This window comes from Cyanobacterium sp. T60_A2020_053 (genome assembly GCA_015272165.1).
Taxonomy (GTDB): domain Bacteria; phylum Cyanobacteriota; class Cyanobacteriia; order Cyanobacteriales; family Cyanobacteriaceae; genus Cyanobacterium.
In genome coordinates this window covers 58,847-68,359 of the sequence record JACYMF010000098.1, presented here as the reverse complement: position 1 = coordinate 68,359, position 9,513 = coordinate 58,847, and the positions used below count along the sequence as shown (strand labels likewise).

The 9,513-nt window shown below is 37.3% G+C and carries 8 protein-coding genes; 6 read left to right on the top strand and 2 right to left on the bottom strand.

What is annotated here, in order from left to right; translation table 11 throughout:
* The first annotated feature begins 686 nt into the window (after positions 1-686).
* The 5 genes from lptB (at position 687) to IGQ45_13275 (ending at position 5,892) form a co-directional block, all read left to right on the top strand.
* Positions 687-1,415 carry an LPS export ABC transporter ATP-binding protein gene (lptB, locus tag IGQ45_13295; GenBank protein MBF2058152.1) on the top strand — a complete coding sequence of 243 codons (729 nt, stop codon included), beginning with the start codon at positions 687-689 and terminating at the stop codon, positions 1,413-1,415.
* Between the two features lie 5 nt (positions 1,416-1,420).
* Complete coding sequence (locus IGQ45_13290; GenBank protein ID MBF2058151.1) at positions 1,421-2,584, top strand: LptF/LptG family permease; 1,164 nt, start codon at positions 1,421-1,423, stop codon at positions 2,582-2,584.
* 534 nt (positions 2,585-3,118) lie between these two features.
* Positions 3,119-4,654 (top strand): photosystem II chlorophyll-binding protein CP47, encoded by a 1,536-nt coding sequence (gene psbB / locus IGQ45_13285; GenBank protein MBF2058150.1) that lies wholly within the window; start codon positions 3,119-3,121, stop codon positions 4,652-4,654.
* A gap of 76 nt (positions 4,655-4,730) precedes the next feature.
* Entirely contained in the window at positions 4,731-4,826 is a 96-nt protein-coding gene (locus IGQ45_13280) for a photosystem II reaction center protein T (GenBank protein MBF2058149.1), read from the top strand.
* 625 nt (positions 4,827-5,451) lie between these two features.
* The gene (locus IGQ45_13275) at positions 5,452-5,892 is read left to right on the top strand and encodes an ATP-binding protein (protein ID MBF2058148.1); all 441 of its coding nucleotides are present in this window, start codon (positions 5,452-5,454) and stop codon (positions 5,890-5,892) included.
* A gap of 79 nt (positions 5,893-5,971) precedes the next feature.
* On the opposite strand, the gene IGQ45_13270 is transcribed toward IGQ45_13275, so the two are convergent.
* Together IGQ45_13270 and IGQ45_13265 are read right to left on the bottom strand one after the other, a co-directional pair.
* The gene (locus IGQ45_13270) at positions 5,972-6,349 is read right to left on the bottom strand and encodes a hypothetical protein (GenBank protein MBF2058147.1); all 378 of its coding nucleotides are present in this window, start codon (positions 6,347-6,349) and stop codon (positions 5,972-5,974) included.
* Between the two features lie 275 nt (positions 6,350-6,624).
* The gene (locus IGQ45_13265) at positions 6,625-7,272 is read right to left on the bottom strand and encodes a ribonuclease HII (GenBank protein ID MBF2058146.1); all 648 of its coding nucleotides are present in this window, start codon (positions 7,270-7,272) and stop codon (positions 6,625-6,627) included.
* A gap of 299 nt (positions 7,273-7,571) precedes the next feature.
* Between IGQ45_13265 and IGQ45_13260 the strand changes: the two genes are divergently transcribed.
* Positions 7,572-9,491 (top strand): HAMP domain-containing protein, encoded by a 1,920-nt coding sequence (locus tag IGQ45_13260; GenBank protein MBF2058145.1) that lies wholly within the window; start codon positions 7,572-7,574, stop codon positions 9,489-9,491.
* Positions 9,492-9,513: the final 22 nt, after the last annotated feature.

Genomic DNA, 9,513 nt, shown 5'->3' with positions numbered 1-9,513 from the left:
GGTCATAGAAAACTATATCAGGGGTATGGAACGTGCCTCTTTAGACGCAGAGTCGCCAAGCTCTACTGAGTGCGGAAGCATGAGGCAACTTGGGGCGAAGAAGCGTCAGAAACGCATTTCTCAGCGTAGCGGAAATGCGTAGTTCATATAGTTATATTTTGGTGTGGTAATTAAGAATTTAATTTATTAACTGAAAAAATTCTGTAGCCCCAGAATTTATTAGATACCAATATTAAGCGATAGTCATAATATTTCGAGTGTAATGGGGGGATATAGTTTATTCGACATCTTCAGTAAAAAGATAACGGGATTATCAGTAATAAATACAGTGATTGCTAGAGATAATGGATTAAACTTGAAAATCAAGACGACTGATTATGAGAAAATTAGTAAAGAAGAACCAAAAAAGTATTACCCAGGAAAGAAAAAATGCACACATTTACCTAAATTCAAAATCGTTGAAGTTTTATAATAAATGAAACAATCGTAAATTATTGGAGAAGTCTATTGTATTAAAGTTGTTGCAACATAAAGAAAAAACTCAAAACTTTACTGAGTAAAGGTTATGACTATTGTAAATTATAAACGTCTGTAACTTTTATAGAGCAAAGTTTTTGACCACTTTAAGGCATTATTTCACAACAAGTCTATTGTTTATCCATCTTGTAGTAAGAAAATCCACAGTAATGGAATTAACCCTCAAAAATATTCATAAATATTACGGTAAAAGATGTATTGTCAATCGAGTCAATCTACAAGTCTCCCAAGGAGAAATCGTCGGTTTATTAGGACCAAATGGAGCGGGAAAAACTACTACTTTTTATATTACTACTGGTTTAATAACTCCTAACGAAGGTAAAGTTACCCTTGATGACATGGATATAACTGCCCTCAAACTCAACCAACGGGCAAAATTAGGTATTGGTTATTTAACTCAACAAGCCAGTATTTTTCGTAATTTAACTGTCAAAGAGAATATTCAATTAGTTTTAGAACAAACTAACCCTTCTCCCCGTAGTCGTCAAATGAGACTAGAACAGTTGATCGCTGAATTTCGCTTAGAGCAAGTGGTAGAGACGAAGGGCGCTCAAGTTTCGGGAGGAGAGAGACGGCGCACGGAATTGGCAAGGGCGCTGGCGGTAGGCAAAGAAGGTCCGAAATTTTTATTATTAGATGAACCTTTTGCGGGGGTTGATCCCATTGCCGTATATGAGATACAGCAGATTATTGCTGGGTTAAAAAAGCAAGGGATGGGTATTTTGATTACTGATCATAATGTGAGAGAAACTCTTGCTATTACTAAAAGGTCTTATATTTTAAGGGAAGGGCAAATTTTGACTTCTGGTACTGCGGAAGAATTGTATAATAATCCTTTAGTGAAACAATACTACTTAGGGGATAATTTTCGAGCTTAACTCCCATGGAGAAAAAATCAAGACATTTTTCTCAACTGTTTATATCGGTCATGGATCGTTATATTCTGATTGAGTTATTAATTCCGTTTTTATTTGGTATCGGTTTGTTTACTGCGCTTGGTTTATCCATTGGGACACTTTTTGATCTCATTCGTCGAGTAACTGAATCCGGTTTACTTTTCAGCATTGCGGTAAAAATATTTTTGTTACGAATGCCAGAATTTATTGTTTTGGCGTTTCCCATGGCAATTTTGTTGGCAACTTTGATGGCATACAGTCGTTTATCCAGTGATAGTGAAATTATTGCTTTGCGTAGTGTTGGGGTTAATCTTTATCGTCTCATTAACCCTGCTTTAATACTCAGTCTCATAGTTACTGCCATGACTTTTGTCATTAATGATGTCATAGCGCCCTCCGCCCATCGAGAAGCTAATCTCACTTTACAACAGGCATTGGGTGAAGTGCGCCCGAATTTTAAAGAGCGAAATATTCTTTATCCTGAATATGCTGACATTGAAAATGAACAAGGGGAATTTAATTATGGTTTAGCGCGCCTATTCTATGCCGAGGAATTTAATGGGGAAGACATGAGATATTTAACCATTCTCGACTTTAGCCGTCAAGGCTTCAAGCAAGTGTTAACCGCCGAAAAAGCAAAATGGAATATTGAACAAAATATCTGGGATTTTTTCAACGGCACAATTTATATGATTGCCACCGATGGTAGTAGTCGTAATGTAGTACGATTTGAACATCAACAATTAGCTTTACCCAGCGCCCCTCTCGACTTCGCCCAGCGCCCGTTAAGTTATCAAGAAATGAGTATTTCCCAAGCCAGAGAGTATCAACGAATAGCTAGGTTAGAAGGAAATAACGGTGAAGTGAGAAAGCTAGAAATTAATATACAAAAGAAAATTGCCTTACCCTTCGTGTGTATTATTTTTGCGGTGATGGGCGCTTCCTTGGGTATTCGCCCCCAAAATGCAGGAAAAGCCAAGAGTTTTGGTATCTGTATCGGTTTGATTTTGACTTATTATATCCTCTCCTTTATCAGTGAATTGATGGCAATGGGGAGTATTTTAACCCCGGTGGCGGGCGCTTGGCTACCAAACCTCATTGGTTTATCCCTAAGTAGTTGGCTACTCTGGCAAACTAATCAACAAGGATAATAAATTATGAATTATGAATTACTATCTCCTCAGCTTTTCCTTTTGTCTTTTTAACACTATTTTTGTTTAAATCCTAGTTCAATTCATTGAACGTAATTACCTTAGTTTCGTGTAATTCATGACACGGTGGGTGCGGTGCGAAGATACAATCTTTTAATAACTGGCGTTGCTTAATTGTGGAATGAAACATTACTGAATTACAACAAATATATAATACTCAAAATATTATTACTATTCCTTATCCCCTACTCCAAGCAAAAATCATACTTAAAATCAGCAACGCTGAATTTTGCTTACTAACTCATTTGACATCGACAAAATTTTCCTCGCCTCATATTAAGGATCAGTAAATGTATGGTATAATCTTATCTAATAGTAGTTATTGAACACCAATAACTCCCCATAAAATTAAAGTTTAGAGGAAGTAATTAACCTTGCTTAATGAAAAAACCTCGAAAAGGATATATTAAACTAAGAAATATCCGTAGATAAAACGCAAAAAAAACAATTTACACAATAGGAGGCGCGTAGTCAATGGGACTACCTTGGTATAGAGTACATACAGTCGTAATTAACGATCCGGGTCGCCTAATTTCCGTACACTTAATGCACACCGCATTAGTAGCCGGTTGGGCTGGATCAATGGCTCTTTATGAATTGGCAGTGTTTGATCCTAGTGACGCTGTCTTAAACCCCATGTGGAGACAGGGAATGTTTGTACTTCCCTTCATGGCTCGTTTGGGTGTAACAGGTTCTTGGGGTGGTTGGAGTATCACTGGTGAAACCGGCGTTAACCCCGGTTTTTGGTCTTTTGAGGGAGTAGCCATCGCTCACATCGTGCTCTCAGGCTTATTATTCCTTGCTGCCGTATGGCATTGGGTATTTTGGGATTTAGAACTCTTTACCGATTCTCGTACCGGTGAACCTGCCTTAGATTTACCCAAAATGTTTGGTATTCATTTATTCTTATCTGGTTTACTCTGTTTCGGTTTTGGCGCATTCCACCTCACCGGTTTATGGGGTCCGGGTATGTGGGTATCTGATGCCTATGGTTTAACCGGTCATGTTCAACCTGTAGCACCCGAATGGGGACCAGCTGGATTTAACCCCTTCAATCCGGGTGGTGTGGTTGCACATCATATCGCTGCTGGTATCGTTGGTATTATTGCTGGATTATTCCACCTCAGTGTGCGCCCTCCCGAAAGACTTTATAAAGCCTTAAGGATGGGTAATATCGAAACGGTACTTTCTAGCAGTATTGCCGCCGTTTTCTTCGCTGCTTTCATCGTCGCTGGAACTATGTGGTATGGTAGCGCCACTACCCCCGTAGAATTATTTGGTCCTACCCGTTATCAATGGGATCAAGGATACTATCAACAGGAAATTCAAAACCGTGTACAACGTGCCATTGCTGATGGTGCTACCCCTGCTGAGGCTTGGGCTTCTGTTCCTGAAAAATTAGCCTTTTATGATTATGTCGGTAACAGTCCAGCTAAAGGCGGTTTGTTCCGTACTGGTGCTATGAATAAAGGTGATGGTATTGCCCAAAGCTGGTTAGGACATCCTGTCTTTAAAGATAAAGAAGGCAGAGAGTTAACCGTTCGTCGTTTACCTAACTTCTTTGAAACTTTCCCCGTTATCCTCAGTGATGCTGATGGTGTGGTGCGCGCTGATATTCCTTTCCGTCGTGCTGAATCAGCCCTTAGTGTGGAACAAACTGGCGTTACTGTTTCTTTCATCGGTGGTGAGTTAGATGGTCAAAGTTTTAGCGATCCTCTCGATGTGAAACGTTATGCTCGTAAAGCTCAATTAGGAGAACCTTTTGAGTTTGATACTGAAACCCTTAATTCTGATGGGGTATTCCGTACTAGCACCCGTGGTTGGTTTACATTCGGTCATGCTTGTTTTGCCTTGTTGTTCTTCTTCGGACATATTTGGCACGGTGCCCGTACCCTCTTCCGTGACGTATTTGCTGGTGTCGATCCTGATTTAGACCCTGAACAAGTAGAATGGGGCTTATTCCAGAAAGTGGGTGATAAATCCACTCGTCGTAGTACCGAGTCTGCTTAATCATTTAATAGCTAGGGTTTCATGACCCTAGTTATTACTTTTTCATTCAAAGTAAACATTCACAGAGGAATTTATTATGGAAAGTGTTGCTTATATTTTGGTTTTAGCCATGGCAATTGCGGTATTATTCTTTGCTATTGCTTTTCGTGAACCCCCCAAAATTCAAAAATAGTTTAGTTTTATTGTTACTGTCATAAATTGAAGTCCTATATTCTTTGTGAATGTTAGGGCTTTTTTTTGTCCCTTTCATTGAACAGGAACGAAGCATCCTCGATCTTCTCTCCTTTTAAAGCAGGGCGTTTTCATTCTCAAAAATGTTAGTTTCTCAAACTAGCCAATAATCTGAAATTCAGAGGTTTTTAACTACTAATAAATCAATTAATAGTAAAAAATCCTCCTGTCTCCCTGAATCTCCCCCCTTTTTAAGGGGGGTTGGGGGGGATCATCCTTATATTGTCTTCTTGTCAAAAACAAATCAATTTTGATCCTGACTTTGAAAATCCCCTGCTTTTAAAGCAGGGCTACTTCAAATTTATGATATGATTAAAGTGTCAGTGTAAATACGCAAATATTAAATAATGAATCTTCGTGGCTTAATAAACATCCTTCTTTGCTGAGTTTAATTAGGAATAAAACTTATTTGTTAGTATTAATTTAGCATTACATTAAAATAGAAATAATCATGTCAACTGAAGTATTTTTTAACCGCTATGTCAATCTCAATATACTGCCAATAATACCGCAATTTTAAAAACGGTTTTAGGCTTTTTCGTCATTAATTATTGGGAGATAAAAACATGATTTCCATTTCAATGCCTCTCCATTATCATCAAAATTGGCAAACTGTCAGTTTTCCTTCCACCTTGTACCTTTGCCCTGTACTAGATTTACTTCTTAGTAAAATTCCTTCCTCTTTACATACGGAGGTGCGCTTGGGTTTACAAGAAGCCTTAGTAAATGCGGCGAAACATGGGAATAATCTTGATCCTAGTAAACCGGTGGTAGTTAAATTTGCCTATCGTAAAGGAGAATATTCTTGGTTAATTTGTGATCAAGGTCACGGTTTTGCTGAGTGTAAGTGCGATGATAATTCACTGCCTCCCGAAGATTCTTTCAATGGTAGAGGTTTATGTTTGTTACATCACATTTTTGACCGAGTTTTGTGGAATAAGCGAGGTACTGAAGTTAAATTATGTAAACAGGTTCATCATTTCTTGACTCCCCGTAAGGCTACTTAGGGAGTTTTTTTTTGATAAAAAAATAGGCGCAGTATAACTACGCCCTAATTATATTTTTATTCAATTTTGTTACTGATTATTATTGTTTGATAATGTCACAAGTTAAGGGGCAAGAAGAATAGAGAGGGTTTTTTATGGTTTTCGCATCATCTTGTAACCAGCCCAACCACTGTACGTCATGGGGATGGATTCCTTTGAAGGTTAAAATCAGGGAACTGAAAAGAATGGCTATACCCATGCTACCTAATAGGCTTCCTGATACCACTACAATGGCGCTAGTGGGTAAGATAGATTGCAATACTACGGCGCCCAATACCCCTACAGTCATTAATACAACGACCACGGGAAATCCTACCACGAGGAAACAAACTGTCAAAGTTAAAGTCCAAATTAAGAAACTTTTAGCCATTGCCCATACATAGTTACCCTGCCAACTGCCAGAATTAGATATTTGCATTCTTTTCATACTCCTTATTAATACGACAACAAAAACCGTTTAAAACTGTTTTTTCCATACAGAAAATTCACGGTATTGATTTGATTTACCTATCATTAGTATAAGATACCTAAAACGGAAATGAGTGATTTTGTAATATTTCGTTACCTTATTTCTAATAAAATAGACAAGATACCACTTAAGTAGGCTTAAAGTCCTTGATCCCCGTAGGTTATAATTAATGTTTAGTTTTGTTTGTTACTTTTCTTTACACAAATACTTAATTTTCTCATTTTTTAAGGGAGGGAAGATAAAGAAAGAGCAACGGGGGAAAAAGAGAGACGATGATGGGGGGTAATGCCAAATTGATTCAGCGCCCGTCGATGTTTAGCAGTAGGATAACCTTTATTATGAGCGAGGTCATATTCAGGGTGAAGGGCGCTATACTCTAACATTAATTGATCTCGATAAACTTTAGCGATGATACTAGCAGCACCGATGAGGGGGGAGATACTGTCACCTTTAATAATAGGAATTTGAGGGTAATTGAGTTGAGGAATCGTAAAGTTACCATCGATTAAACATAGTTGAGGAGAAATCTTTAATTGATTAATTGCCAGTTTCATCGCTAGTAAAGAAGCCTGTAAAATGTTTATTTGATCAATAGTCTGGGCATCTACTTTAGCAATTTGTACTTCAGTTACAAGGGCTTTAATTTTCGGAACTAAAGTCACTCTTTTCTGATGAGTTAATTTTTTACTATCATCAACCCCTATGTCTTTTAACAGTGAGATATTTTTTAGAGGCATGACGACGACACTTGCCACCACTTCCCCAAAAATACATCCTCTGCCCACTTCATCAACTCCAGCGATAAGGCTATGATCATGTAAATTGTTAAGATAATTATTGGGTATTAAATCGAATAAACTTAATTGATTCATGGTTAGATTACTGGTATTAAGTAACAGGTGTTAATCATTTATATTTCATAACTCACGTTACGCACTGATTCAAATGTTAAGTTAAGGGAGGTTTCAGGTAGCAGGTAGCAGGTTTCAGGTTTAAAACCCTTCCCTCCATAGACTCTTGTACAAGAAAAAGATCAATAAACATAAGTTTCTTGTCAATTCTTTAACCTAACACCGCGACACCCGACACCTGACACCAACAATTAATTCTATTTTGCGTAACATCAGTTTTATAATTCATTAAATCTTCTCATCATAAACAAGTAACAAAGGTGCAATTTATCAAAGAAATTATCGGGCGCTGGTGGTCAGAATTTACATTACAAACCAAATTAATGGCGACTGCCACTCTCGTGGTATCCCTCGTCATGAGTAGTTTAACCTTTTGGGCAGTTAATTCTATTCAACAGGAAGCACAACTTAACGATACTCGTTTTGGTCGAGATTTAGGGCTTCTCCTTGCCAGTAACGTTGCGCCTTTGATTGCTGAAAATGACTTGACGGAGGTAGCTCGTTTTTCAGGGCGCTTTTATCATAGTACTTCTAGCGTGCGCTATATTATTTACGCTGATACTCAAGGAGACATTTTTTTTGGCATTCCTTTTTCCCAAAGTGAGGTTAAAAATTCCCTTACGATACAACGTAAATTAGAACTACCTGAAGAATATAGCCATAGTACAAGTATGCCTTTAGTAAGACAACATCTCACTCCAGATGGTAAAGTAACTGATGTATTTGTACCATTGGTTAGTGATGATGAATATTTAGGGGCGCTGGCTATTGGTATTAACCCAAATCCAACGCTGGTAGCTTCTTCTAATTTAACCAGAGATGTTACTATTGCAGTGTTTATTTCTATTTGGGCAATGGTGATTTTGGGAGGGGTATTTAATGCTTTAACCATTACTCAACCTATCAAAGAGTTATTGTTGGGAGTAAAAAATATTGCTACGGGTAATTTTAAACAGAGAATTGATTTACCTTTAGGAGGCGAGTTGGGGGAGTTAATCCTTAGTTTTAATGAGATGGCGGAGAGGTTAGAAAAATTTGAAGAACAAAATATCGAGGAGTTAACAGCAGAAAAAGCTAAGTTAGAAACTCTGGTTGCTACTATCGCTGATGGGGCAATTTTATTAGATTCTCAACTTAAATTAATGTTGGTTAATCCTACTGCTAAAAAAATGTTTAATTGGGAAGAAAAAACAGTTATTGGCCATAATTTATTAGAGTATTTACCTTCTCAAATTTGTGAGCAGTTACAAAAACCTTTGCACAATATTTCTTTGGAGGAGGAAATTTATAATTTGTCGCCAAATAAAGGAGAGTTTAGGGTTAGTTTGAAAGAACCTAATCAGCATACTTTGAGAATTTTAATTACTCAAGTTTTAGATCAAAGTAAGGAAAATTTAAAGGGCATTGTGATGACGATTCAAGACATTACTAAGGAAGTAGAATTAAATGAAGCAAAAAGTCAGTTTATTAGTAATGTTTCCCATGAATTAAGGACACCTTTATTTAATATAAAATCTTTCATTGAAACATTGGCAGAATATGGAGATGATTTAAGTGAAGATGAAAAAATCGAATTTTTACAAACAGCCAACCACGAAACGGATCGGTTAACGAGATTGGTTAATGATGTGTTAGATTTGTCAAAGTTAGAGTCAGAGCGTCAATATCAGTTTCAGGCGTTGGATTTACAGCAACTTATTGAGCAAACTTTAAGGACTTATCGGCTTTATGCCAGAGATAAAAATATTGAGTTAATCCCCGAAATTGAGCCTATGTTACCGCCGATTTGGGGACATTATGATTTACTGTTGCAGGTATTTACTAATTTGGTGGGTAATGCCTTGAAATTTACTCTTGAAGAAGGTAAAATCATCATTAGAGCTTATGGTGTGATGCACGGTGAAGGGCGCCCTTCACACATATCCCATGTTAGGGTAGAAGTATCAGATACTGGCATTGGCATTGCTAAAGAAGATCAAGAAGCTATTTTTGATCGCTTTTTTCGAGTAGAAAATAGAGTGCATACCCTTGAAGGTACTGGTTTGGGTTTATCTATTGTGAAGAATATTACTGATAAACATAATAGTAAAATTCATCTCATTAGTGAAGTGGGTAAAGGTACTACTTTTTGGTTTGATTTACCTGTTTTTGTTCCTGATTTAGTTTTGACAGAAACTTAAATTAGATGATGATTTGCCCTCT

Excerpts from the sequence above, each read along its gene's own strand:
- lptB (MBF2058152.1), top strand. The coding sequence starts at position 687 with ATGGAATTAACCCTCAAAAATATTCATAAATATTACGGTAAAAGATGT.
- IGQ45_13290 (MBF2058151.1), top strand. The coding sequence starts at position 1,421 with ATGGAGAAAAAATCAAGACATTTTTCTCAACTGTTTATATCGGTCATG.
- psbB (MBF2058150.1), top strand. The coding sequence starts at position 3,119 with ATGGGACTACCTTGGTATAGAGTACATACAGTCGTAATTAACGATCCG.
- IGQ45_13280 (MBF2058149.1), top strand. The coding sequence starts at position 4,731 with ATGGAAAGTGTTGCTTATATTTTGGTTTTAGCCATGGCAATTGCGGTA.
- IGQ45_13275 (MBF2058148.1), top strand. The coding sequence starts at position 5,452 with ATGATTTCCATTTCAATGCCTCTCCATTATCATCAAAATTGGCAAACT.
- IGQ45_13270 (MBF2058147.1), bottom strand. The coding sequence starts at position 6,349 with ATGCAAATATCTAATTCTGGCAGTTGGCAGGGTAACTATGTATGGGCA.
- IGQ45_13265 (MBF2058146.1), bottom strand. The coding sequence starts at position 7,272 with ATGAATCAATTAAGTTTATTCGATTTAATACCCAATAATTATCTTAAC.